Annotated in this window: 15 protein-coding genes; 8 read left to right on the top strand and 7 right to left on the bottom strand. The window is 68.2% G+C overall.

Features of this window, described 5'->3' with window-relative positions; all coding sequences use genetic code 11:
• Positions 1-574: 574 nt before the first annotated feature.
• From E0H73_RS15845 to E0H73_RS15835, 3 genes are read right to left on the bottom strand one after another with little or no spacing between them, the layout of a single operon-like run.
• Positions 575-2,080: a four-carbon acid sugar kinase family protein gene (locus tag E0H73_RS15845; RefSeq protein WP_131356000.1), complete on the bottom strand. Its 1,506-nt coding sequence runs from the start codon at positions 2,078-2,080 to the stop codon at positions 575-577.
• Positions 2,073-3,392 carry a RuBisCO large subunit C-terminal-like domain-containing protein gene (locus E0H73_RS15840; RefSeq protein WP_131355997.1) on the bottom strand — a complete coding sequence of 440 codons (1,320 nt, stop codon included), beginning with the start codon at positions 3,390-3,392 and terminating at the stop codon, positions 2,073-2,075. The genes E0H73_RS15845 and E0H73_RS15840 overlap by 8 nt, the downstream gene beginning before the upstream one ends.
• Positions 3,389-4,390, bottom strand: coding sequence for a zinc-dependent alcohol dehydrogenase (locus tag E0H73_RS15835; RefSeq protein WP_165555696.1), 1,002 nt, complete (start codon positions 4,388-4,390; stop codon positions 3,389-3,391). The genes E0H73_RS15840 and E0H73_RS15835 overlap by 4 nt, the downstream gene beginning before the upstream one ends.
• A 123-nt stretch (positions 4,391-4,513) precedes the next feature.
• Between E0H73_RS15835 and E0H73_RS15830 the strand changes: the two genes are divergently transcribed.
• Complete coding sequence (locus E0H73_RS15830) at positions 4,514-6,250, top strand: glycoside hydrolase family 127 protein (RefSeq protein WP_131355991.1); 1,737 nt, start codon at positions 4,514-4,516, stop codon at positions 6,248-6,250.
• Positions 6,247-8,916 carry an alpha-L-rhamnosidase gene (locus tag E0H73_RS15825; RefSeq protein WP_165555695.1) on the top strand — a complete coding sequence of 890 codons (2,670 nt, stop codon included), beginning with the start codon at positions 6,247-6,249 and terminating at the stop codon, positions 8,914-8,916. The genes E0H73_RS15830 and E0H73_RS15825 overlap by 4 nt, the downstream gene beginning before the upstream one ends.
• On the opposite strand, the gene E0H73_RS15820 is transcribed toward E0H73_RS15825, so the two are convergent.
• The gene (locus tag E0H73_RS15820) at positions 8,900-9,919 is read right to left on the bottom strand and encodes a LacI family DNA-binding transcriptional regulator (protein ID WP_165555694.1); all 1,020 of its coding nucleotides are present in this window, start codon (positions 9,917-9,919) and stop codon (positions 8,900-8,902) included. The genes E0H73_RS15825 and E0H73_RS15820 overlap by 17 nt on opposite strands.
• A 190-nt stretch (positions 9,920-10,109) precedes the next feature.
• Here E0H73_RS15820 and E0H73_RS15815 point away from each other — a divergent pair, with 190 nt between their 5' ends.
• Entirely contained in the window at positions 10,110-12,545 is a 2,436-nt protein-coding gene (locus E0H73_RS15815) for a pectinesterase family protein (protein WP_131355982.1), read from the top strand.
• A 6-nt stretch (positions 12,546-12,551) separates the two neighbouring features.
• Complete coding sequence (locus E0H73_RS15810; RefSeq protein ID WP_131355979.1) at positions 12,552-13,778, top strand: hypothetical protein; 1,227 nt, start codon at positions 12,552-12,554, stop codon at positions 13,776-13,778.
• A 3-nt stretch (positions 13,779-13,781) separates the two neighbouring features.
• Here E0H73_RS15810 and E0H73_RS15805 read toward each other — a convergent pair whose 3' ends face one another.
• From E0H73_RS15805 to E0H73_RS15795, 3 genes are read right to left on the bottom strand one after another with little or no spacing between them, the layout of a single operon-like run.
• The gene (locus E0H73_RS15805; protein WP_131355976.1) at positions 13,782-15,068 is read right to left on the bottom strand and encodes a glycoside hydrolase family 28 protein; all 1,287 of its coding nucleotides are present in this window, start codon (positions 15,066-15,068) and stop codon (positions 13,782-13,784) included.
• Positions 15,065-16,471 (bottom strand): glycoside hydrolase family 28 protein, encoded by a 1,407-nt coding sequence (locus tag E0H73_RS15800; RefSeq protein WP_131355974.1) that lies wholly within the window; start codon positions 16,469-16,471, stop codon positions 15,065-15,067. Before E0H73_RS15800 ends, E0H73_RS15805 begins: the two co-directional genes overlap by 4 nt.
• A 12-nt stretch (positions 16,472-16,483) precedes the next feature.
• The gene (locus tag E0H73_RS15795; protein WP_202867404.1) at positions 16,484-17,875 is read right to left on the bottom strand and encodes a glycoside hydrolase family 28 protein; all 1,392 of its coding nucleotides are present in this window, start codon (positions 17,873-17,875) and stop codon (positions 16,484-16,486) included.
• Positions 17,876-18,045: 170 nt separating this feature from the next.
• On the opposite strand from E0H73_RS15795, the gene E0H73_RS15790 reads away from it, so the two are divergent.
• The 4 genes from E0H73_RS15790 to E0H73_RS46580 all read left to right on the top strand — a co-directional run bounded on the left by E0H73_RS15790 (position 18,046) and on the right by E0H73_RS46580 (position 25,971).
• A complete protein-coding gene (locus E0H73_RS15790) occupies positions 18,046-19,446 on the top strand; it encodes a glycoside hydrolase family 28 protein (RefSeq protein WP_165555693.1) in 1,401 nt (466 codons plus the stop codon).
• Positions 19,447-19,480: 34 nt separating this feature from the next.
• Entirely contained in the window at positions 19,481-20,488 is a 1,008-nt protein-coding gene (locus E0H73_RS15785; protein WP_165555692.1) for a LacI family DNA-binding transcriptional regulator, read from the top strand.
• 96 nt (positions 20,489-20,584) lie between these two features.
• Complete coding sequence (locus tag E0H73_RS15780; RefSeq protein ID WP_131355965.1) at positions 20,585-22,633, top strand: beta-galactosidase; 2,049 nt, start codon at positions 20,585-20,587, stop codon at positions 22,631-22,633.
• 77 nt (positions 22,634-22,710) lie between these two features.
• Complete coding sequence (locus tag E0H73_RS46580; RefSeq protein WP_202867403.1) at positions 22,711-25,971, top strand: glycoside hydrolase family 2 TIM barrel-domain containing protein; 3,261 nt, start codon at positions 22,711-22,713, stop codon at positions 25,969-25,971.
• Positions 25,972-26,090 lie beyond the last annotated feature (119 nt).

Raw genomic sequence — 26,090 nt, 5'->3', positions numbered from 1 at the left:
GGCTGCACGCCAAGCGATATGGGGCGACACGGCAACGAGCGACTCGGACACGCCGACTGTCCTCCGCGGTGCCTCAGCCTCATCCGCGCGAGCGGCCCGGCACGATCCGTGGGGCGACCCAGCGGCCCCAACGCCTGTCCGTGCGCGTGGAACGTGAGCTCCGTGCGGATCCACCTCGGGTTCTGCTTCCCGCGGTGCCTCAGCCTCTTCCGCGCGAGCGGCCCAGCACGATCCGTGGGGCGACCCAGCGGCCCCAACGGCTGTCCATACGCGCGGAACGTGAGCTCCGCACGGATCCACCTCGCGACGCGTCGAGCCTCCGCGCCCCAGCCGGGGCGGTGCAGGCGGTCGTTCTGCTCCCGCGACGCCACATGCGTTCGTGCGGAAGTGATGCGCTGCATGACGCCCGCTCGCACTCTGCATTCAGCCACATCACAGTCGCGCGAGCTTTCTGGGCCGAGCACCTGGACGCGGTACCGGCGCTCAAGAAGGTTCGTCCTGGCACAGCGAGACCTCCTCGAAGTGGTCCACGAGGAGCACCGGTGTCTGGGGTCGTAGAGTGCGGGCGATCGGGTCAGGCGTGGCGTAGACGGGCGAAGAGGTTCGGGTCGCCGAGTTGGCCGCCTTTGAGGAGGAACTGGATGCCCCGCAGCATTGGATCAGTGGAGATCGCGGTGCAGAGCGTGAGGCCCTGGCCGAGGTGGGGCGGGATGGTGGGGGACGGTTCTAGGGCGGTGACGCCGAGCTCGCGGAGTACGCGTCCGGAGGTGTCGCCGCCGGCTACCACGACCCGTCGTACCTGCGTGGTGCGAACCACTTCCCGGACGACTGCGGCCAGTTCCTTGCTGAAGGCACCGAGCAGCTGACCCGCGGCTCGGCCGATCGCCTCGCCCGTGTGCACCACGACCCCAGGTGCCCCAGCCTTCAGTACGCGAACTGCTTCGGTCACGACCGAGGGTGAGCTGTCGGGCGCCGCGGCCGGTCGGTAAGTGAGCGGCAGCGAATGCCAGCCGGACGCGACCGCGTGGGCGATCTGTTCGGCGGTCCGAGGCGACTGGCTACCGGACACAACGAGCACCTGCCCAGCGACGCTCACCTGTGCTCGGTCACCGCGACCAGGCATCGCGTGGTTCTTGGGCCGCGTGGTCGGGTGCCCAACTGCTGCGAGACCGGACGCAGACGTACTCGTCGCCGGCTGCCTCGAACTGTCGGCGGGTGGTGTGATGGTGCGGTCGCGGGTGGGTGACTGGTCGGTGAGGGTTGTTGGGGGGTCGGACGGAGGGGTGCTCGGCTTGGGATGCTTCGAGTCGGCGGCGGATGGCGTTGGGTCGGGGTGGTCACAGGTGGGAGGCGGGCTGGTGAGGGCCAGTGCGAGTGCGCGGGAGAGGCCGCCGGAGCCTATGGCGAAGGTGGGGGTGGTGGGTGGGGTGAGGATTGTGTGGGCGATGGATTGGAGGTCGGCGTCGGTGAGGGCGTCGAGGATGAGAGCGTCGTACGTCGCGTTGGTGTCGTGGGCTGGGAGGTCGGGGTAGGACGTTAGGTGGACGGCGCCGATTCGGAGGTTGGTTTGGTTCACCAGGTGTCGGCGGAGGTCGGATTCGTGCATGGGGGTGGTGGGGTGGGACGACATGGTGGGTTGGCGGTCTAGGCGGTGGGTGGTGCCTGCTTCGGCGGCGAAGTGGTGGCTGAAGACTGTGTAGCGGCCCAGGTCTGGTTGGGCGATGAGGATTGGTACGACGGCTGGGCCGAAGATGGAGCGGCCGACCTCCAGGGCGCAACCGATACTGCCGAGGGTGGGGGAGGAGTCGGCGGTCGAGCAGACCTTGTACTGGACGAAGTGTGGACCCAGGTCGCGCAGTGCTTGAAGGATCGGGCGGATCTCGGCTTCCTGCTCGTCGGGTGGTAACGAGCGCGCGATCCCGGCCACCCCGATCACGTCGTACTGCCGAGCCAACGCCTGAAGCTCGTCCCACGCAGGCATCGTGACCAGCAGGATCCCGCGAAATCCCAGGCGGGTGAACTGAGCCAGCGCATCCGTGGACCCTGTGAAGTCGTCGCCGTAGAACGCAACCTCAACCATGGCCGCCTCCGGACGTGCTGGGTGGCCCGAAGGTTTCTAGGGCTTGTTGGAGGGCGGGGACCTGTTGGGCGGTTTCGGTTAGATCGCGGCCGGAGGTGGTGGATTGCCAGGCGGCCCGCATGGCGGTGACGCCGGCGGCGGGGCCGTCGGGGTGGCCGTGGATCCCACCGCCGGCCAGGACGAGAAGGTCTGTGGTGGCGGTTCGGCGGTAGGTTTCCGGGGCCAGGCCGGGGGTCTGGCCCGATGAGAGGACGGGGAGGGTCTGGTAGCCGCCGAGGAGGGGTTCGCGGACTGCGGCGATTGAGCGGAGGACCTCGTCGTCTGTTTCGTAGAACTTGTTGGACAGACCGTTCGTGTGGAGGTGGTCCGCACCGGCCAGGCGGGCCAGTTTGGACCAGGCGACGAAGTCGATGCCGAGTTGGGGAGCTCGGGTGAAGACGCCTGTCATGGCGCGGTGGCCGTGGATGGGGAGGGCGCAGCGCTCGCGTAGCCAGGCGAGACCGGCTAGGCCGATGAGGTTGATGCAGGCCATGACGCAGGTCCCGCCGGCGTTGTGGACCAGGTCGTGGTTGGCGGCCATTCGGTCCAGGTCGTCGGTGATGTTGAAGGCGTACATCGGGCGTCGTCCGGTGCGCGCGGCAACTTTGTCCAGTTCCTCGGTGACCACTCTGACTCGGTCGGCGAGTGGTGAGTGAGGTGGATTGCCCATCAGCTCGTCGTCTTTGATGAAGTCGATGCCGGCCTCGGCCAGTTCGCGGACGAGGATGCGCAACTCCTCGGGCGGCAGGCCGATGCTTGGCTTCACGATGGTGCCGAGCAGTACGCCGTCCGGTCGGTCCAGGAGGCGCCGGGTCCCGGTGACGCCGTACTGCGGGCCCGGGTAGCGTTCCGCGAACGCGTCGGGCAACGACAGGTCCAGTAGCCGGATGCCGGCGAGTTGGCGGAGTTCGAAGAGGTTTCCGGCGACTGCGGCGAGCAGGTTCGGCAGGGACGGGCCGAAGTTCTCCAACCCGAACGCGATCCGCACCAGCCCGCTCCGCCGCCGCGCCCCCGCCGGCCGGATCGCACCAGGCAAATCCGCGCCAGCCAGATCAGCGCCGGCCAGATCAGCGCCGGCCAGATCAGCTGCCGACGAGGGTGTCGGCTCGATCGCGACTACTCGGGCTGCGAAGCGGTCGCGGAGTTCGGGTGTCTCGCGGGCGACTGCCACGAACGTGCCGGTGGACTGTTCGCCGGCGATCACCTCCGCGGCCTGCTCCAACGGGAGGTAGGAATCCACCCGGTACGTCGCGACGACCTCCGACCGGCTCATCGGGTCGGGTCGATCTGAGTCTTGATGTGGTCAGAGCCGGCGTCGATTGCCTCGAGCACCTCAGGCACTTCGTCCAACCCAGCGATCGACGTGATGTACGGCCTGACGTCGAGCACACGGTGGTTCACCAACCGGGCCGCCGCAGCGAAGTCTGCAGGGGTGTAGATCGTCGACCCCTGGATCGTCACCTCCTTCAGCACCACAGGATTCAGGTCCACCGTCAGCGCGCCACCGAACATCGGCAGCAACACCACCTGGCCCCGCGGCCGGCACAACGCCAAAGCCTCCGCCAGGCAACTCGGATGCCCGGACGCGACCACGACCACATCGAACCCGTCCCCGCCACTGACCTCAGCCCCAACAGCCTCCAACTCAGCCGGATCCACCACCGCATCAACACCCTGCGACGCAAGGAAGTCCCGATTGTGCTGCTTGATGTCACTCACGAGCACCGCGCGAGCCCCACGCTCCCGCGCAACAGCAGCCGCCAACGCCCCGATCGCCCCGCCACCGAGCACAGCGACCGCATCACCCGCCCGCACCGCGGACGTCGAATGCCACGCCACCGCGACCGGCTCGATCATCGCGCCCTCGTCGTACCCGATCTCGTCGCTCAACGGCACCAGCACCCGCCCGGGCGCGGCGAAGTACTCGCTCAGCATCCCCGGCCAGCCGCTGCCCGGAACCCGTTTGTGCACGCACAGATGAGGATCCCCGGCCTCGCAGCGCGTGCACTCCCAGCACGACAACGCAGGCAGTACGGCGACCCGATCGCCGACGTTGAAGCGCGAATCACCCGACGCCACCACCTCGCCGGCACCCTCGTGCCCGAGCACGACAGGCGGCTTCCGGAACGGATGATGCCCGAGCCACGTATGCAGGTCGGACCCGCACAACCCGACCGCACGCATCCGGAGCAGCACGTCTCCACCAGTGTCCGGATCCGGCACCTCACTCACCGAGACCTGTCGCGGTGCCTCCAGCAGGGCTGCCCTCATCAGCATTCTCCTTCGATCGGGTCCCGCCAGTCTCCGCCGGGAAACCTCAAGAAAACAAGGCCGATCCGCCAATCTGTGGATAGCCCGTTGACATCGCCCCGCCTGGGGGTAAAGGTTTTCCTCATGGCGACGATCCCGGCGACCCTGCTGCTCGAGGAACGGGCCGCGCTGGCGATGAACGCGGTGACCGGTCTGGCCGACGACGACCTGGACGGCATCCCGTTCTTCAGCGCGAACCTGCTGTCCCGTCCGGCCCGGCTGGACCACGGCGACTGGGACTACGGCTCCAGCCACGGCCGTCTGACCGACGCGATCCTCCTGGCCCGCCAGATGACCGGCGGCAAGGAGAGCACCCCCCACGGCAACCCGCAGTGGGACCCACACTGGGTCGCGATCGCCGACCGCTACCGCCAGACCCTCTTCGCACTGCTAGGTGAAGACGGTCTGACCTATCGCCGCGTCCACCCCCGCGGTCACTGGCTGCCGAACGCCAACCTGATCGACCAGCGCGCCACTTTGCTCGCCCTGACGACCACAGTCGTCGCCACTGGCGATCCGGAAGCGCAGAAGGCAGCAGACGCACAGATCGCAGCCCTCAAGCGGATCGCGATCAAGGAACGCGACGTCTGGTTCTACCCGGCCTCGGAGTACACGACCGAAGGCTGGCCCTCCTCGAACGCCATCGACCTGCACCTAGCGCCCGACCCCGCGTCGTTCTCCGGCCGCCTGATCATGCCGCTGCTGCGCTACCACCAGGCGACCGGCAACAGCGACACTCTCGAGCTCTGCGAGTGGTTCGCCCGCCTCATCGTCGACAAGAGCGGCGTGTTCCTCCCGGACGGCAGCTTCAACCGGGCCCGCGCATACCGCAGCGGCCACTTCCACACCCGCGTCGGCACATTGGAGGGACTCGCCAGACTCGCCAGGCACACCGGCGACCACGGTCTGACCGAGTTCACCAGACGCAGCTACGACTGGGTGCTCACTCAGGCCACCAGGTTCGGCTGGACCCCAGGTGACCTGGCCGACCAGCGCTACGAGCACGAGACCTGTTCACTCGTCGACCTCATCGGACTGGGTACGACGCTCGCCGCCAGCGGACAGACGTCGTACTGGTCGGTGGTGGAGCGGTTCGTCCGCAACCACCTGGCAGCGTCGCAGCTGCGCGATGTGAGCTGGGTGGAGTCCGCTCCGGACCGTTCGGGTGACGAGCCGGGCTGGCGGACGTACGTCGATGTGGGCGAGCGCGTCCTCGGCGCGTTCTGCGGGTACGGCGCTCCGAACGACTACGTGTCCGACGTACCGCTGGGCCGCGGCCACACCAACGACGTACAGGCGTGCTGCGTCGGCTCCGGCGTCCGCGGACTCTTCTGGGCGTGGAACAGCATCGTCACCGGCAACGCCGACGTGACCCGCGTCAACCTGCTCCTCACCCGCGCGCACCACGCCGTCGACGTCGTGAGCCACCTGCCCGTGGAGGGCAAGGTCGAGCTCCACATCAACGAGCCGGTGGAGGAGCTGCGTGTCCGCATCCCGGAGTGGGCGGGGTATGCGCGGCTGACGCTCAACCGAGGAGACGAGACACGCACCGGCGCCGAGCGCATCTGGGCGCCGGACGGCTACCTCTCGATCCCGCAGCCGCAGCCAGGGGAGCGGATCACAGTGACCTTCCCGATGGTCGAGCAGACCACCACCGAGTTTGCTGCCGGCAACGAATTCCGGACCACCTGGCGTGGCGACGACGTGGTCGCGATCGACCCGCCCGGCCGGTCCCGGCCCATGTACGGCGATCGGCCGGAACACGCCGGCGGTCTGCGTGACTACGAACTCCACCGACCCGAGACGGAGTGGTCCTGGTGACATCTGGCTGGCTGCTGACCGATCCACCGACAGTCGAAGCGCTGACGCCGTACGACCTCCGCTGCGAGCACCGGGCGGACCCACTCGGCATCGGGACAGCGAGGCCGCGGCTGAGCTGGCGGCTGGCGTCACCGGTGCGTGGCGATCGGCAGGACGCGTTCCGCGTCCGTCTGCTGCGTGACGGCGTACAGGTATGGGACTCCGGTTGGCGGACCGACGACCGGACATACGTCGACCACGGTGGCGCGCCGCTCACGTCGCAGACCGACTACGTGTGGACGCTGGAGGTCCGGGACGCCGCCGGCGACCAGTCCGAGACGTCGGCAACGTTTGCCACCGGTCTCCTCAACAAAGAGGAGTGGGAGGCGCACTGGCTGGAGCACGACTACGACACCGATCCGAAGTTCGAACCACCGGTCGACCGCGCGGAGCCACGGTCGGTGCGCCAGGCCACCATCGCACCGCCGCGCTACTACCGCCGCTCCTTCGAGTTGAAGCAGCCGGTCGCCAGAGCCCGCGTCTACGCAACAGCACACGGCCTGTACCAGCTCAGCGCCAACGGTCAGCGGGTCGGAGCAGACGAGCTGACGCCCGGATGGACTGACTACCGCGAGCGCCTCGCCTACCAGACGTACGACGTCACGCACCTCCTGCGAGAGGGCAAGAACGTCATCGGTGCGGTGCTCGGTGAGGGCTGGTGGTCAGGGTACGTCGGCTGGGACACCCGCAGTCACGCACACCACTACGGCAAGAAGCCGCAACTGCTCGCGCAACTCGTCGTCGACCACCCGGATGGCTCCCGCACCGTCGTCGCGACGGACGGCAGCTGGGTCGAACGCCCCGGCCCGATCCGGTTCGCCGACCTGCTGATGGGGGAGTCGTACGACGCCAGGCTCGAGCTCGGCGACTGGTCGAGCCCCGGGTACGACGCCACCGGCTGGGCGCCCGTGGGCGACATGGGCGCCGACCCGTCGACCCTGATCGCCGCAACGACTGAACCAGTCCGCGTCACCGAGGACCTACCGGCCACCGAGGTCACCGCGCGCGGCAACGGCCGCTTCATCGTCGACCTCGGCCAGAACATCGCCGGCCGCGTCCGGCTCCGCATCCGCGGCGCACAGGCAGGCGACCGCATCCGCCTGAGACATGGCGAGATGCTCGAGTCCGACGGAGAGCTCTACACCGCCAATCTCCGCACCGCGGATGCCACCGACTACTTCGTCAGCGCCGGTGCCGCAGAGGAGTACTTCGAACCCATCTTCACCGTCCACGGCTTCCGGTACGTCGAGATCGACGGCTACCCGGGTGAGCTGACGACGGAGGACGTGACCGGTCGAGCCCTGCACTCAGACACTCCGGTCGCCGGGCGCTTCGAGTGCTCCGATGCGGGTGTCAACCAGTTGCTGAGCAACATCCGCTGGGGTCAGCGCGGCAACTTCGTCAGCGTCCCGACCGACTGCCCGCAACGCGACGAGCGACTCGGCTGGACCGCCGACGCGCAGATCTTCCTGCCCACCGCGGCGTACCAGGCCGATGTCCTCACGTTCTTCGACAACTGGCTGGCCGACCTCGCCACGGCACAGACCGACGAAGGCGCGATCCCCGATGTCATCCCGCATGTCATCACAGGACGCCACGGCACACCCGCGTGGGCCGACGCGGCGACCATCGTGCCGTGGACGCTCTACCGCATGTACGGCGACGACCGCGTACTGCGAAAGGCCTGGCCGTCGATGCGCCGCTGGGTCGACTACGTCCACCGCGCCAACCCCGACCTGATCTGGCGCAACCGCACCAGCGGCCACTACGGCGACTGGCTCCAGGTTGGAGTCAGCACCGACCGGGATGTCCTCGCAACGGCGTACTTCGCCCGCAGCGTCGAGTTCACCGCCGCGGCTGCGCGAGTCCTCGGTCTCGAGGACGAAGCCGCGACGTACGGCGAGCTGTGGGAGCGGATTGCGCAGGCGTTCCGGAAGGAGTTCGTTGACGCCGAGGGCAAGATCCGTGGCGAGACCCAGACCGGCTATCTGCTGCCGTTGGCGTTCGGCTTGCTGCCCGAGGAGGATGCGGCGGTCAAGCACCTCGTCGCTGACCTGGAGCAGAGGGACCGATCACTGACGACCGGGTTCGCTGGAGTCGCGCTGCTGTGCCCGATCCTGACGAAGTACGGGCACGCGGACCTCGCGTACGACCTGCTGCACGACGACAGGAATCCGTCCTGGGGGTACTCGATCAAGCACGGCGCGACGACGATCTGGGAGCGCTGGGACGGCTGGACCGAGGAGAACGGCTTCGGCCCGGTCGCGATGAACTCCTTCAATCACTACTCGCTCGGCTCGGTCGGCGAATGGCTTTACGCCGACGTGGCCGGCATCAGCCAGTCACCGGAGTCGGTCAGTTTCCGGGACCTCGTGATCAGACCGCGCCGTGGCGGCCGCCTGACCTGGGCCCAAGGCTCCTACGACACACCGACAGGCAGAGTCTCCACTCGCTGGGAGATCACCGACGGCGTACTGCGCCTGGACGTCGTCGTACCGCCAGGAGCCACCGCGACGATCCACGTCCCAACCCCTGACCCCGACTCGGTCCGCGAGTCCGGACAACCACTGGGTCAGCAGGTGTGCAGAGTCGGCGCAGGCACCTACAGCTTCACCGCGAAGGCTTGACCGTACGACGCCGTCGCGGCCGGGCCGTCGATCCCCGGACCACCAGTTCGCCCGACAGATGAGTGGTCGCCGTCGAGGCGGTGGGACTGAAGTGCTGCCATGCCTGGCGGCCCAGCTCCACCGTCGAGACGGCGTACGTCGTGAGTCCGGGGTCGGTGTGGGCACTCATCGGAGCGTCGTCGACACCGACCACGGACAGGTCGTCCGGCACCGTGACACCGAGCTCTCGCAGCCGGCTCAGCACGCCCACAGCGACGTGATCGTTGAAGGCGATCAGCGCGGTCGGTTCGTGAGTCAACGCTTCGTCGACCGCCGCATACCCGTCACGAAGGGACGAGCCGCACGCGACTCGGGTCACAGGCAGACCGGCCGCGCGGAAGCCACGCTGCCGTTGCTGATCGGACCAAGCGGTCGACGGCCCTTCCAGGTAGACGATTCGCTCGTGGCCGAGCGACGCCAGGTGGGCACACAGCTCCCGGATGCCATGGTGGTAGTCGACGACCACGGCTCCCACTGACGGGTGCCGCAGTACCCGGTTGATCAGTACCAGTCGGCGGCTGGCCTCGGCGACCTCCTTGAGCTGTGGAGCGCTCATCCGCGGCGCGCACAGCAGCAGACCGTCGACCCAGCGCGCGAGCTCGATCGCGGACCGGTACTCCTGCTCCGGATCCTCCTCGGTCCCGGCCACGAGCGTGTGATGCCCGTCGCCGGCGGCTTCGGCCGCGATGCCCTTGAGGATCTCGGCGAAGTACGGGTTGCCCAGATCGGGTACGACGACGCCGATGGTCTGGCTGCTGCCGCGCAACAGCGTCTGCGCCGCAGGGTTGGGCCGGTAGCCGACCTCCTGCGCGGCGGCGCGCACCCGGTCCGCCACCTGAGGCGAGACCGGCTTGCCGCCGCTGAGCACCCGGGACACGGTCGCCGTCGACACCTCCGCGAGCCGGGCCACGTCGTGGATCGTGGCCCGGCCGGCGGACGCACGGTCGCTGGTCGGCTTTCTCACCGGATCATTGGACCATGTCCGCGCCACGATCGCTGCCACCACAGTGATGTAAACCTTTTCCCGTTTCGCGCCGATTCTGCCCGCCAAGGTCTTGACGCAGCCCCGAAGCGCTGCGACGGTAGCCGAGGAAAAGGATTACCCGCCCACCGCCCCGGGCAGCTGCCACGGCGGTCCGCGCGAGGAGACCACCGTGAGAAACCGCCTCTTGAGCCTCTGCCTGGCCGTCCTGCTGGGCCTCGCAACCCTGATCGTGCCCGCCGGTACGGCGGCCGCCGCGGACAATCCGGCGACGTTCGGACCGTTCGATCCGCGGATCGAGCTGGACGGTCACTGGGGCCGCGACGACGACGTGGCGATCACGGTGAACTCCGGCTCGTCGCTGCGATTCCGCTTCACCGGCGACCGGCTCGGCGCCTGGTTCGACACCGAGGCGATCACGAGCCCGGCCCAGCTGTACGTCGCGATCGACGGCGGCGATCCCGTCCTGGTGAAGGTCGACGAGGATCACAAGGTGTTCGCCGAGGGACTCGATCCGGCGTTCGCGCACACGGCCGAGATCATGGTCAAGGACGTGGACGAGTACGCGAACCGCTGGACGGTGCCGCTGCAGTCCGGCGTCGTCCTCGAGAAGATCGAACTGGCTCCCTTGGCGCAGCTTGTCCCGCTGCCGACCACGGCCGAGCATCGGATCGAGTTCTACGGCGACTCGATCACCCAGGGCGTGATGGCGCTGTGTGCGGAGCTCGGCAGCGACTGCGCCGACGGCAGCAAGAGCTACCCGCACCTGGTCGGCGAGGCGTTCGGCGCGGACACGAACCAGGTCGGCTTCGGCAAGCAGGGCATCCTTCAGCCCGGTCACGGCAACGTCGGTGCGGCGGCGGACTCGTTCGGCTGGAACCTGGCCGGCTTCCCAGCCGAGCCGATCGACCCCGGTGCGGTCGTCGTCAACTTCGGCACGAATGACGCCGCCTACAACAGCGCCGAATTCACCCCGGCGTACCTCGCCTATCTCCGCACGATCCGCGCCGCCGATCCGCACACCCTGATCGTTGCTCTGCGCCCCTTCAACGGCACGCACGCGGCCGACATCGCCGCCGCCGTCCGTGCCGCGAAGGACCACAAGATCGTGTACGTCGATACAACCGGCTGGCTCGGACCGGACGACTACAACGGCAGCACCCACCCCAACGTCCAGGGCCATCAGGTCGCAGCCGCCAAGCTCACCACCGTGCTCGAACACCTCACGGGCTGGCGCCCGAGCAGCTCCGGTGACGCCGCCAACGTGTCTCCGAGAGGTGCCACCTGCTCGGACACCCCGCTGACGATGACCTTCCGCGGGCCGGTCCGACTCGGTGTCCGTGGCAAGCTTCAGATCCACACAGCCGGCGGCGAAGTCGTCGACACGATCGACCTCGCGGACCTCACGTCGTACCACCGCTCGGTCGGTGACGCGCGGACCGACTTCGGTCAGCTGCACACGTGGACGTACCAGCCGGTGGTCGTCGACGGGCGGACCGTCTCGGTCCATCCGCATCAGCGGCTCGCTCCTGGGCAGGCGTACTACGTGACGGTCGATCCAGGGTTCGTCGTCGGCCATCCCGGGATCACGAAGGGCTGGACGTTCCGGAGCCGGCCGGACCCGAGGACCGACAGCCGGTTGAGTGTCAACGGCAACGGTCACGCGGACTTCTGCACGGTCCAGGCCGCGATCGACTTCGTGGCCGACGGCGACAAAGCGACGATCGATGTGGCGCCGGGCCTCTACCGCGAGCTGGTCTGGGTTCCGCCGACCAAGCCCGGGATCACCATCACCGGCGCGGGCGCCGGCCGGACCGTGATCGGCTACCCGAACAACAACCTGCTGAACGGCGACTCCGCGATGGCGAACGTGCCGATCGAGCAGGCGTACTGTCAGCGCCGCGTCATCCCGCAGTCGGATCGTTTCAACTGCTGGCGATCCGCGATGGGCGTGTTCGCCGACGACTTCACGATGACGGACGTGACCGTGCAGAACCTCACGCCGTACCGCGGGTCCCAGGCCGAGGCCTTCTTCGGCAACGGAAACCGGATCGTGCTCGCCCGGGTCCGGATCCTCGGGTACCAAGACAGCCTGCGGCTGCAGGGACAGGCCTTCGTGACCGACAGCTACATCGAGGGCGATGTGGACTTCGTCTGGGGGACCGGCGGAGTCTTCCTGCAGGACTCGGAGCTGAAGGCGCTGCACGAGGGCTACTACAACCAGGTCCGCAACGTCGACAACGGTCCCGGCAACATCTTCGTCCGCGTCCGGCTGACCCGGGCTCCCGACGTACCCGACGACAGCGTGTTCCTCGCGCGGGCCGAGCTCAGCCGGTTCCCGACCAGCCAGGTCGTCTTCATCGACTCGGCGATGGACAGCCACGTGAAGACGACCGGCTTCCAGATCACCAGCCCCAACGACTGCGCGGCCGCCGGTCAGATCCGGTTCTGGGAGTACCACAGCACCGACCTCAACGGCCGCCCGATCGACACCAGTTCACGACTGGCGTGCTCCCGGCAGCTCGGCGACGACGAGGCGGCGCAACTGCGCGACCCGTCGTCCGTCTTCGGCGGCTGGCACCCGGTCGTCCCCCGCCCCGAAAGGTGAACCAGAATGAGCATCGTCAATCGCAGATCCGTGCTCGGAGGAGCTCTCGCCGTGACCGCCACCACCGCAACCGGCTGGCCGGCTACTGCGTCCGCTGAGACACCCGCTGCGCCTGCGGGCCGCCCGGCACCGCGCCCCGTCGCGCCGGTCAACGCTGAGATCGCGGCCGCCCACGCTGCGGTGTACAAGACTCTGCCCGAGGTGGTTGTCGGCGTCGACGTCGAGGACCTGATGAAGATCCACACCGCCGCGGACGCCGACGCGCTCCGCCCGCAGCTGGTCGCCCAGGTCTGGAAGGACACCGGGGTCATGCCGACCGGTCTTCCGACAGTACGACGGGACGTCGGTGTGCCGGCCGAGTTGCCCGCGTTCACCGGCGTACGCCGGTACGACCGCCTCGACGTGGCGATGCCATTCGGGTACGTCGCAACCGTCTTCGTCCTCGAGCCGACGCGGAGCAACCACAGCCGGGTCGCGTTCTACCACAACGGGCACGGCGAGCCGCTCGACACGATGCAGCGGGTGGCGCAGGGGCTGCTCGATCACGGCTACACGGTGCTGCTGTTCGCGATGCCCTTCTACCACTGGAACCCGAAGACCATCCAGGACCCGGCCGACCCGTCGGTGCAGCTGCAGCCGTCGCACAACGATCTCCCGCAGTGGGAGTCCGTGAACTACTCGCCGCTCGCGCTGTTCCTGGAGCCGCTCGCGGTGTCGATGAACTACGTCCAGAAGACCTACCGGCCGTCGTCCGTGCAGATGGTCGGCCTGTCCGGCGGCGGCTGGGCGACGACCATCTACCCGGCCCTCGATCCACGCATCACCCGGTCGTATCCGACTGCCGGATCGCTGCCGTTCTTCGTCCGGCCAGGCTCACCGAAGCCCAGCCCGACCCGCGGAGACTGGGAGCAGCGGCAGGACATGCAGCCCGGGTTCTACGGCCTGGCCGACTTCCCTGACCTCTACGCACTGGCGGCGGTCGGGCGGCACCGCCGGCAGATGCAGATCCTCAACCGGTTCGACGAGTGCTGCTTCAACGGGGTCGGCCACCGCTCCTACGAGGCCGCCGTCCGGCAGCGGATCGCCGTCATCGGCACCGATGCCGTCAGCAACGAGTCGAACGGCCACTGGGAGCTGCTCGAGGACGCCACCCATGGCGAGCACACGATCAGCCCGTACGCGTTGTCCGTCATCCTCTGGGACCTGGACGTCCACTGCGCCCACCTTCCGTGAGGGTCAGCGGAGCTGGTGGACGTCGGTGATCGGGTGACCGTTGACGGAGACGTTGTCGAAGCTCAGCGCCGCGTGCTGGACGGTGCTGGGCGCGTCGACGGTGAAGTCGCAGTCGATCAGCCGGAAGTCCTGGATCGGCGAACGCCGGTAGCCGCGCAGCATCAAGGCGTTGCGAGCCCGCTCGACCTTGATGCCGCGCAGCTCCACGTTGCGCACGTACGGCGTGAGGGGCCCGCTGTCACCTTCTCCGCGGAAGAAGTTGCACTGGACAACCTCCTTGGTGAGGTTGGAGATCGTCAGGTCCTTCAGATAGACGTTCTCCGCGAAGCCCCCGCGGATCGCGTTGGTCTTGATGTACAGACCGAAGTACAGGCTCGGACCGCCGATCGTGCAGTCGCGGACGAACACGTTCCGGATCCCGCCGGTCAGGTCCGACCCGAGCGTGATCGCGCCGTACTTGACCCGCATCACGCACTGCTCGATCAGGACGTCCTCCGTCGGAACGTTCACCAGCAGGCCGTCCGCCTCCCGGCCGGACTTGAGCGCGATGCAGTCGTCGCCGGCGTCGAACGTGCAGCCGCGGATCACCACCGAGCGGCACGACTCGAGGTCGACGCCGTCGTTGTTCGGACCCTGGCTGTCGATGACGACGTCCTGGATGGTCACGTTCCGGCACAGCACCGGATGGACCTGCCAGAACGGCGACCGGACGATCGTTACGCCTTCGATCAGCACGTTCGTGCACTCGTACGGCTGGATGAAGCTCGACCGCAGATGGTGCCCGGCGCCGTACACCCGCTCCGTCACGGGGATGCCGAACGCCGCCTGCTGGCGGAGTTGCCCGAAGTCCTCGTCGCAGGTGTGGAACCAGCCCCACCAGTTGTCCCAGCCGGCCTGGCCGTCGAGCGTGCCCGTGCCGGTGATCGCGATGTCGGTGCATCCGTTGGCGTAGATCAGCGGCGAGTAGTTGTAGACCTCGAGCCCTTCGTACCGGGTCTTGACGACCGGGAGGTAGTGCGCCGGGTCGGTGCTGAAGCGAAGCGTCGCGCCCTCGGACACATGGAGATTCACCCTTGAACGCAGGTGGATCGCGCCGGTGTGCCATACCCCGGGAGGTACGACGACCCGGCCGCCGCCGGACTCGTGACACGCGCGGATGGCGTGCGCGAGGCCGGCGGTCGCGTGCTCCGGCGTTGCGCCGTACTCGGTGATCGGGAAGTCGTGATCTGGGAATACAGGTGGTCGGACGTCGGCCAGGATGCGGTCGGCGTCCGACCAGCCGTCCGTCACAGCAGTTGCGCCGGGTCGGTGATCTTCTTGCCGTTGACCGTGAAGTTGCGGAACGACATGTCGACGTCCTGGATCTCGCTCACGTCGTCGATGCTGGTGAACGTGCAGTCGATCAGCCGGAAGCCCTGGATCGGTGAGCGCGGGTAGCCGAACATCGAGAAGGCGTTGCGGGCATGGCCGACGGTGATGTTGCGCAGTTCGACGTTGCGCACCCTCGGGGTGAGCGGACCGGTGTCGCCCTCGCTGCGGTAGAAGTTGCAGGAGACCACCTCTTTGGTGAGGTTGGAGATCTGCAGGTTGTCCAGATAGATGTTCTCGGCGTAGCCACCGCGGACCGAGTTGGTCTTGATGTAGAGACCGAAGTACAGGTTCGGGCTGCCGATCGTGCAGTTGCGGACGAACACGTTGCGCACTCCACCGGTCATCTCGCTGCCGATCGTGATCGCGCCGTACCGGATGTTCAGCGTGCAGTTCTCGATCAGGATGTTCTCCGACGGCACGTTCACCCGCAGGCCGTCGGCGCCGCGGCCGGACTTGATCGCGATGCAGTCGTCGCCGCAGTCCAGCACGCAGTCCTGGATCACGACGTACTGCGAGGACTCCGGGTCGATGCCGTCGTTGTTCGGTCCGCGGCTGTCGATGTGGACGCCGCGCACCCTGATGTTGCGCGACAGCACCGGGTGGATCTCCCAGAACGGCGACCGCAGGATCGTCACGTCCTCGATCAGCACGTTGCGGCAGGACTGGGTCTCGATGAACGCCGCGCGCAGGAAGTGGCCGGCGCCGAACACGCGATCCTTCACCGGTACGCCGTCCTCGGCCATCTGCTGCAGTGCCTGCGCGTCCGGGCTCGACGGACCGACCCAGGACCACCAGTCGTCCCAGGTCGCGCCGCCGTCGAGCGTGCCGGTGCCGGTGACGGCGATGTTCTCGCAGTCGCGGGCGTAGATGAGCGGCGAGTAGTTCATGCACTCGGCGCCCTCGAAGCGGGTCAGCACGACCGGCAGGTACTGGGCCGGATCGGTGCTGAACAGCAGCGTCGCGCCGTCCGACACGTGCAGGTTGACGTTGGACTGCAGATGGATCGCGCCGGTGCTGAAGGTTCCGGCCGGTACGACGACTCGTCCGCCGCCGGAGCGGTGACACGCGTCGATCCCCTTCGCGATGGCAGCGGTCGCGTCGGTCGTGCCGTCCGCGATCGCGCCGTAGGTGGTGATCAGGAAGTCGCGGGGACGGAAGCGGGGAGGGCGGGTGTTGCGGAGGATGTCGCCGACGTGACCCCAGCCGGGACCGGTGTCGGGTGCGGCTGCTGCCTCACCAACGCCGAGGAAGGCCGCGCCGGTCGGTGCGAGTGCGGCTCCGGCGCCGAGTCTGAGGAAGTTCTTGCGGCTGAGCTTGTCCATCGAGAGGCTCCTTCAGTTGTCCACGCGGGTGCCGTTGATCCAGACCTGGTCGAGTCGCAGCCCTTCGACGTCCTGGATCACGTTCTCCTCGCTCATCGCGTCGAAGCGGCAGTCGTGCAGCCGGATGTCGCGGAGCGGGTCGTCGGGCAGGCCGAGCAGGTTCAGCGCGCGAGGCGCCGCGGCGGCTGTGAGTTGGCTGATGCTGATGCCGTGCACGTCCGGCGGGTAGGCGCCGGTGGTGACGTTGGCGTAGTTGAGCACGATCTCGATCACCGAGTCCGCGGCCTGCCCGACCGTCACCCGGCGTACGTCGATGTTCGCGATCGTGCCGCCGCGGTCGGGGTTGCTCTTGATCCGGATCGCGCGTTCCAGCCGCGGGCTGCTCATCGTGCAGTCGCGGACGAAGATGTCCATGATGCCGCCGCTGGTCTCGCTGCCGGCCGTCACGCCGCCGTTCCCGTCGGCCATCTCGCAGTTGCGGACGACGGCGTACCGGGTCGGCACGTTCACCCGCCGGCCGTCGGCGTCCTTGCCGGACTTGAACGCGATGCAGTCGTCGCCGGTGGAGATCGTGCAGCCCTCGATCAGGACGTCGGTGCACGACTCGGGGTCGATGCCGTCGTTGTTCGGCCCGTTCGGGCTGTCGACGACCACGTCCCGGATGGTGACGTTGCGGCACAGCACCGGGTGGAGGTTCCACATCGGTGAGTCCTTGACCGTGATGCCGTCGAGCAGCACGTTCGTGCAGCGGTTGAACTGGAGCAGGTTCGGCCGGAGATAGTGCCCGGCGCCGAACACCCGCTCCTTCACCGGTACGCCGTCCGCCGCCATCTGGATGAGCAGCGTCTTGTCGGGCGACTCGTTCGGCGGCGGCCCACCGGTCCAGTCCCACCAGTGCGTGTCGTCGGCCCGACCGTCGAGGACACCGCTGCCGGTGACCGCGATGTCGCGCTGTCCGTACGCGTAGACGAAGGGGGAGTAGTTGTAGCACTCCGTCCCCTCGTAGCGGGTCGCCACCACGGGCAGGTACGCCGCCGGGTCCTGGCTGAACGCCAACCTCGAACCGGCCGCCAAGTGCAGGTCGACGCGACTGAGCAGGTGGACGGCACCGGTCCGGAAGATGCCGGCCGGTACGACGACGTGACCGCCGCCGTGCTTGTGACACGTCTCGATGGCGGCCCGGATCGCCGCCGTACAGTCGGTCGCGTCGTCGCCGACCGCGCCGAAGTCGGTCACGTCGTACCAGCGATCGCGGAACCGCGGTGGCCGGATCCGGCGCAGGATGGCGTCCACCTGGGAATCGGGTGATGGTCGGCCGGCGGCGGCCGGGGCGGTACCTCCGCCGACGATCGCAAGAGCTCCGCTGGCCAACAGGAGAGTACGGCGACGAACTGGGGCGGACATGCTCAGCCTCCTCGACAGGCAATGCAGAGTGCAAACGATTGCAATCGATCGTGCCGTCGTCGGCCCGCGCTGTCAACGGCTGGCGTGGACGAACTCTTGACCGGCCCGGAATCTCTTGGATACTTGCGGGCAAAGGTTTGCCCGCCCAGCTCGATCGGAAGGTGCCGCCCATGCATCCCACTCGCCGTCAGATCCTCGGCGCCGGCCTCGGCGGGGTAGTTGCTGCAGGCATCGGAGTTCCCGCGCTCGCGTCGGGTGCCGGCCCTGAGCAGGCCCTCCGGGCGCGGATCTCGCCGCCGCGGTTCCGCGACGCGTGGTTCCCGATCACGGCGTACGGCGCGACGCCGGAGGACGCGACCGCCGGGATCAACGCGGCGATCCGGGCCTGTCACGAGTCCGGCGGCGGTCACGTCGTCGTACCTCCCGGTGTCTGGCAGACCGGAGCGATCCAGATGCTGAGCCGCGTGGACCTGCATTTGCAGCTTGGTTCGACTCTCCGGTTCAGCACCGATCCGGCCGACTACCTGCCCGTCGTCCGGACCCGGTGGCAGAGCGTGGAGGTCTACAACTACTCGTCGCTCATCCGCGCCGAGGGCCAGACCGACATCGGCATCACCGGCGAGGGTGTCCTCGACGGCGCCGGCGACAACGAGCACTGGTGGTACCTGATCGGCAGTGGCCAGTACGGCTGGCACACCGGCCTGCCGAACCAGCGCGAGGACTGGGGCGAGCTGGAGCGGATGAACAACGAGCAGGTCCCGGTCGAGGAGCGCGTCTTCGGTGCCGGTCACTACCTGCGGCCGAGCTTCATCCAGCCCTTCCGGTGCACGAACGTGCTGATCGAGGGTGTGACCGTCCTCAATTCGCCGATGTGGACGATCCATCCGCTGGAGTGCCACAACGTCACCGTCCAGGGCGTGACTGTGCGCAACCTCGGCCCGAACGGCGACGGCTGCGACCCGGAGTCGTGTACGGACGTCCTGATCCGCGACTGCACGTTCGAGACGCACGACGACTGCATCGCGATCAAGTCCGGCCGGGACGCCGACGGCCGGCGGCTCGGTCTGCCCTCGCGCGGGATCCTGATCGAGGACTGCACCTTCGTCAGCGGCGGTGCCGCGGTCGCGATCGGCAGCGAGATGAGCGGCGGGATCGAGGACGTCTGGGTACGCCGCCTGAACATTCCGGCCGACCCGGCCGCGGAGGAGGCGTACGTCCAGTGGGTGCTGTGCGTGAAGTCGACCTCGACCCGCGGCGGGTATGTACGCAACGTGGACTTGTCCGACGTCGACTCCCGTGCGTGGATGTATCGTCCCCTCGAGATCACCTTCAGCTACTCCGGTGGTGGCGACCAGTCGCTGTTCCCCGACGTCCGCGACATCCGGTTCGACCGGGTCCGGGTGGCCCGGGCCGAACGGGCGTATCGCATGGTAGGAGCAGAGACACAGCGGATTCGTGCCGTGGCGGTCACGAACAGCAAGTTCGACCAGGTCGCGGCGGAAGCTGTCGTACAGTACGCCGACGATGTGACGATCCGGAACGTCTGGATCGCGGGCACGAGGGTGGGGTGACCAAACCCCGCCCCGCAGAGGTGAGAGGTGAGTGGTGGCGGAGCGGGTTCGGCTGATCGACGTGGCGCGCGAGGCGGGCACGTCGGTGTCGACGGTGTCGCGGGCGCTGAACGGTTCCGACCTGATCTCTCCTGAAGTGGTCGCGCATGTGCGCGCGGTGGCCGGGGAGTTGGGCTATCGCGCCGACAAGCGGGCGCAGGAGTTCAAACTGGGCCGTCCGTTGACGGTCGGCGTGACCGTGCCGGACCTGACGAACCCGTTCTTCTCCGAGGTTCTCAAGGGCCTCGCCGCGTCCGCTCGGGCGGGCGGCTACCGGTTGTTGATCGGGGAGAGTGGCGAGGATCCGGCCGAGGAGCTGCGGCTCGTCGAGGAGCTCGTCGACCACTCAGGTGCGCTCGTGCTCTGCAGTTCACGCCTGACCCGCAGCGGCCTGGAGAAGGCGCTCGCTCTGCCGGTGCCAGTTGTCTGCATCAACCGGACCGTGAAGAACGCGGGCGCGGTCGCGATCGACTACCGCGCGGCGAGCCGGTTGCTGCTCGAGCACCTCACCGGTCTAGGCCACCGACGAGTCTTGTACGTCGGCGGTCCGGCGTCCTCGTGGTCCGATGGCGAACGTCGCCGGACGTTGCGTCGTACGGCGCGATCGCTCGATGTCACGCTGGACGAGATGGACGGCGGCTGGGCCGGGAACCACGGGTACGACGCTGGGCCGACCGTGCTGAGCAGTCGCGCGACCGCGGTAATCACGTTCAACGACCTGGTCGGCGTCGGGCTGCTCAGTTGGATGCACGACAACGACGTCGACGTCCCGGCCGAGTTGTCGGTCGCGTCGTACGACGACATCCCGATCGCCGCGTACGCACGGCCGCCGCTGACATCGTTGCGGAATGAGCGGGCGCGGCTGGGGGAGTTGGCCTGGGAGCAGCTCGCCACGCGCCTCGCCGGGAACGACTGGCCGCGGCCGGATCTGCTCACGCCGGAGCTGGTCGTCCGGGCCAGCACCGGTCCGGCGCGGCGGCGGGCTCGGATCCGAACTACCTGAACTGCCTGCGGGGGAATCCTTGTGTGAGATTCGCTGTGTGGGATTCCTGTGTGCAAACGATTGCACGGGGATCGCGGCATGAGTTAGCGTCTACTCATGCTGCCGCCACGTGTTGTGCTCGGGACGGCCTACTACCCCGAATACCTGCCGCGGGCCGTCGGCGATCGGATCGCCACTGACCTGGATCTCATGGCGGCGGCCGGTATCACCGCCATCCGGGTCGGTGAGTCGGTCTGGTCGACCTGGGAACCACGGGACGGCGTGTTCGACCTCGAGTGGATCCTGCCCGTGCTCGATGCGGCCGGTGAGCGGGGGATCGACGTCGTACTGGGGACTCCGACGTACGCCGTACCGCCGTGGCTGCAGCGGGCTCATCCGGAGATCGCGGCCGAGCGACCTACGGGGGAGCGGGTGCCGTGGGGGATCCGTCAGGAGGTGGACTTCGGGCAACCGGCGTTCCGGTTCCATGCGGAGCGGGTCATCCGGCGGATCGTCGGGCGGCATCGCGACCATCCGGCCGTGATCGGCTACCAGGTCGACAACGAGCCTGGGGTGCTGCTCGCGCACAACTCGGCGGCGTTCTCGGCGTTCGTTGCTCGCTTGCGGGCGACCTATGGTGACGTCGATGCGTTGAACGAGGCCTGGGGATTGACGTACTGGTCGCATCGGCTGAGCGACTGGTCCGAGTTGTGGCGGCCGGACGGGAACAGTACGCCGTCGTACGACCTGGCCTGGCGACGGTTCCAGGCGGAGCGGACGACCGAGTTCATCGGGTGGCAGGCGGAGTTGGTCCGGGAGCTGCGGCGGCCGCAGCAGTTCGTGACGACTTGTCTGGCCTACGATCGGCCGGCGGTGGCCGACGTACCGTTGACGTCGCGGCTGGACGTTGCGGCGGGCAACATTTATGTCGACGTGCAGGACGGGTTGGAGCGGCCGGCGCGACCGTCGCGACTCGAGGTCGGGTGGATCGGGCGGAGTGTCGCGGAGCTGTATCTGGCCGCGGATCGCGTGCAGGGGTCACGTGGGGAGCCGTTCTTGGTCACCGAGACGAATGCGACGTCGATCGGTGGTTCGCATCAGAACAGGCCGCCGTACGACGGTCAGTTGCGGCAGCTCGCGTGGGGGTTCGTGTCGCGTGGTGCGCGGATGGTCGAGTACTGGCATTGGCACTCGATCCACCACGGTGCGGAGACGTTCTGGGGCGGAATCCTCGGCCACGACCTGCAACCGGGCCGGGTGTACGACGAGATCGCGGTGATCGGCGACGAGCTGGCCCGAGCCGGCTCGTCGATCGTCGGGTTGCGGCCCGACGTGGATGTGGCGGTCGTGTGGTCGGTTGAGAGCGAATGGGCCCTGCAGTTCCAACCGCCACTCGCGCATCCGGGTGGTGCGCCGGACAGGTCGTCGTACCGGATGATCGTCAACGCCTTCTACACCGGCATCCTGGACGCCGGCCTACGTCCAGGCGTCCTACCCATCGAGCGCCTAGGCAACGATCCCGCGGCCCTCGCCGCGCAGTACCCAACCCTTGTGGTTACAGCCCTCTACATCGCGTCCGATCAACAGCTGGAGCTGCTGGCCGACTACGCGCGAGCCGGCGGCCACCTAATCCTCGGCCCCCGCACAGCCTACGCAGACCCGGACGCTCGCCCCCGCCCAGAGCCCGCTCCACCCCGCCTGTCCAAGGCGGCCGGCCTCCACTACCAGGAATACGAAAACCTCCACGACGACCTCCCCGTCACCGGCCTCCCCGGCCACGCAACCCGCTGGGCAGAAACCCTCCTCATCGACGACGCCGACCCACTCGCCTGGTACCACCATCCCGGCGGGAGCCAACGCCCGATCATCACCACCAAACGCTGGGGCGAGGGTCGGGTGACCTACGTCGGCACAGTGCCGGATCCGGTTCTGGCTGCTGCACTCCATAGAACAAGTGGTGTGTGGAGTGGGTTGCCGGAGGCTGTTACTGCTTTGTCTGCGGTCAATGGGGTGGGGGAGCGGTTGTGGTTTGTGCACAACTGGTCGGGGGAGGCGGTTGTGGTTGAGGCGCCTGGGGAGATGGTTGATGTGTTGGGTGGGGGTTTGGTGGGGCGGGTTGAGTTGGGGGCTTGGGATGTTCGGGTGTTGCGGGAGGGGGCGGCATGACGGCGTACTACGAGGATCTGGCGCCGGGGACTGGATGCCGGGAGCCGCGGGCTTGGTTGAGGTCTTCGCGGCCGCGGATGAGTTTGAACGGGCGGTGGGAGTTCAAGCTGTGGAGTGGGCCGGCTGAGGCGCCGGCGGATGTGATGCAGCCAGACGTGGACGTGGACTGGGATGAGTTGGAACTCCCCGGGCATTGGGTGCTGCAGGGGCACGACCGGCCGCGGTACACGAACACCGCGTTCCCGTTCCCGATCGATCCGCCGCGGACGCCGGACGCGAACCCGACCGGCGACCACCGTCGATGGTTCGACCTGCCAGCAGACTGGCAGCGAGCTGGCGCCGTACTGCGCTTCGAAGGCGTTGACTCATGCTTCAAGGTCTGGCTCAACGGGACCGAGGTCGGGACGGCGAAGGGTAGTCGGCTGCCGAGTGAGTTCGACGTCGGCGAGTTGCTGCAGCCGGGGCGGAACCTACTCGTCGTACGAGTGCACCAATGGTCGTCGGGCAGCTACCTCGAGGACCAGGACATGTGGTGGCTGCCGGGAATCTTCCGCGACGTGGCGCTGCTCAGCCGGCCGTTGATCGAGGATGTATTCGTCCACGCCGACTACGACCACCTGACCGGCGCCGGCACCTTGCGAGTCGACGTCAAACCGTCAGCCCTCGTACGGCGTGAGCCTGGCACCGATCCCCTTCAGTCTCACCCGCGGATCACGATCCCGGAGCTCGGGCTCGAACTGCAGCCGGGCGAGACCGTCACGATCCCACGCGTTGAGCCATGGACGGCGGAAGTACCGCGCCTGTACGACGCCCAGGTCGCCGTCGACGGCGAGACCGTGGAGTTGCGGATCGGCTTCCGGACGGTCGCGATGACCGACGGGCTGCTGACAGTCAACGGGCAGCCGCTGTTCTTTCGCGGGGTGAACCGGCACGAGCACGACGAACGCCGCGGCCGGGCGATGACGGTCGAGGCGATGCGGCAGGACCTCGTGCTGATGAAGCAGCACAACCTCAACGCGGTCCGTACGGCGCACTATCCGCCGCATCCCGCGTTCCTCGACCTGTGCGACGAGCTCGGGCTGTGGGTGATCGACGAGTGCGACATCGAGACCCACGGCTTCATCTACACCGACTGGCGCGGCAACCCGGCCGACGATCCGGACTGGGCACCGATGATGCTGGACCGGATGCGCCGGATGGTGGAGCGAGACAAGAACCACCCGAGCGTCATCGTCTGGTCGTTGGCGAACGAGAGCCACCGCGGACGGAACTTCGGCACGCTCGCCGAGTGGACCCGCGAGCGCGATCCCGGGCGGGCGGTGTTCTACGAGCGGGACCGCAGCTACGAGTTCTCCGACTTCTACAGCCTGATGTACACGCCCCTCGAGGATCTCGAAGCGATCGGCACCCGGACCGAGGACGTACCGCCGGAGACCGAGGACAGCCCCGAGTTGGAGACCCGCCGGCGTGGGTTGCCGTTCGTGCTCGCGGAGTACGCCCATGCCATGGGCAACGGTCCTGGCGGGCTGGCCGACTATCAGCGGATCCTCGAGCGGTACCCGCGGCTGCAGGGTGGGTTCGTCTGGGAGTGGATCGATCACGGGTTGCTGTTGCCTGGCGCAACCGACCACGTGTACGGCGGCGACTTCGGCGAGCGCGTCCACGGCGCCAACTTCTGCATCGACGGCCTCCTGTTCCCCGACCGCACTCCGTCCCCCGGCCTCACCGAATACAAAAAGGTCATCGAGCCGGTCCGCATCACCGGCCCCAACCCCCTAACCATCCACAACCTCCAAACCTTCACCACCCTCAACAACCTGGAGTTCCTGTGGTCGGAAGAGAGCGATGGTGTCGAGGTGGGGTCCGGCCGGCTGGGAGTTCCCAAGGTCGAACCGGGTTCCACGGTGGAAGTACAGCCACCGGTTGATCTGCCCTCGACGGGTCTGGTCGGCGAGCGGTGGTTGACGGTACGGGCGGTGCTGGCGAAGGACGAGGCGTGGGCCTCCGCCGGGCACGAGGTGGCTTGGACCCAGTTCCGCCTGGATGGCGGAAGTGCGCAGGACCGGCGCGATACGCCGAGCCCGGCGCAGTCGACGCAGGTCGAGCCGAGCGGAGTGCAGCCAGAGCGGGCCGTGCCGAGCGGGATGCAGCCGGAAGAGGCTGTCCCGAGCGGGGTGACCGGGGAGACGGTTGTGTCGGGCGGGGTGGATGGGGAGTGGGCTGGGTCGGGCGGGGTGCAGGTGGGGCCGGTTGTGTCGGGCGGGGTGGATGAGGAGCGGGCTGGGCTGAGCGGCCTGCGGGAGCGGGTTGGGTTGCGTGGGGGTGGGGAGCGGATTGGGCTTGGGGTAGGGGAGTTCGAGCGGGGGACCGGGCGGCTGGTTCGGTTGGGTGGGGTTGAGGTGGGCGGGCCGGAGTTGGATTTGTGGCGGGCGCCTACTGACAACGACTGTGGGCAGGGTGGGCGGAATGGGGTTGTGGGGGAGTGGCGGGCGGCTGGGTTGGATCGGTTGTTGCATCGGGTCGAGCTGGTGGAGGAGCCGAGGGGTGAGCGCGGATCGGGGCGGGTGGAGGAGCCGCGGGATGATCGCGGATCGGGGTGGGTGGGGGAGACACGGGGTGATCGCGGATCGGGGCGGGTGGAGGGGCCGCGGGGTGGTCGCGGATCGGGGCGGGTGGGGGACGAGGAGTTGGTGGTGCGGGCGCGGGTGGCGCCTGATGGGCTTGGGGTGGGGGTGCGGGCGACTTATCGGTGGGTGAGTGTGGGAGATGGGTTGCGGCTGACGGTTGAGGTCGAGCCGGAGGGGGAGTGGGGTGGTACGGCGGTGTCGCCGCGGTGTGGGAGTTGGCCGCGGGTCGGGGTACGGATGGCGGTGCCGAGCAGCCTGGACAGAGTCCGGTGGTTCGGTGGTGGACCGGGGGAGGCGTACGCCGACAGTCGGGAGGCGGCCCGGGTCGGGCGGTACACCAGCACGGTCGACGAGATGCAGACGCCGTACGTCGTACCTCAGGAGAACGGATCGCGGATCGACGTGCGCTGGGCAGAACTGACCGATGCCCAGGGCAACGGCCTCCGAGTGGAGGGAGCGCCGTACTTCCAGCTGACGGCACGCCGCTGGACCGCCGAGGACCTCGAACGCGCCCGCCACCGCTCCGACCTGACCCCGCGCGAGCACATCTACCTCAACCTCGACCTGGCGCAGAACGGCCTCGGCTCCGCGTCCTGCGGACCACCCGCGACGCCACAACACACCCTCGAGCCAGGGTCGTACACCTTCTCCCTCACGTTCCATCAATTCGGTCGCAGCGCTGAACACGCTGTGGGACGATCGGACGCATGATCATGAACTTCTTCCGACTGAGCTAGCTTCCCGCTGGCCAGTCCGAGGCTGTAGCGGTCGTGTTCGGCACGACCCGCCCGAGGCCGGCGATGCGGGAGCGGACTACTAGGCCGCTCCCG

This window comes from Kribbella pittospori, from assembly GCF_004331465.1.
GTDB lineage: Bacteria > Actinomycetota > Actinomycetes > Propionibacteriales > Kribbellaceae > Kribbella > Kribbella pittospori.
This window is presented reverse-complemented; position numbering and strand designations above follow the sequence as displayed.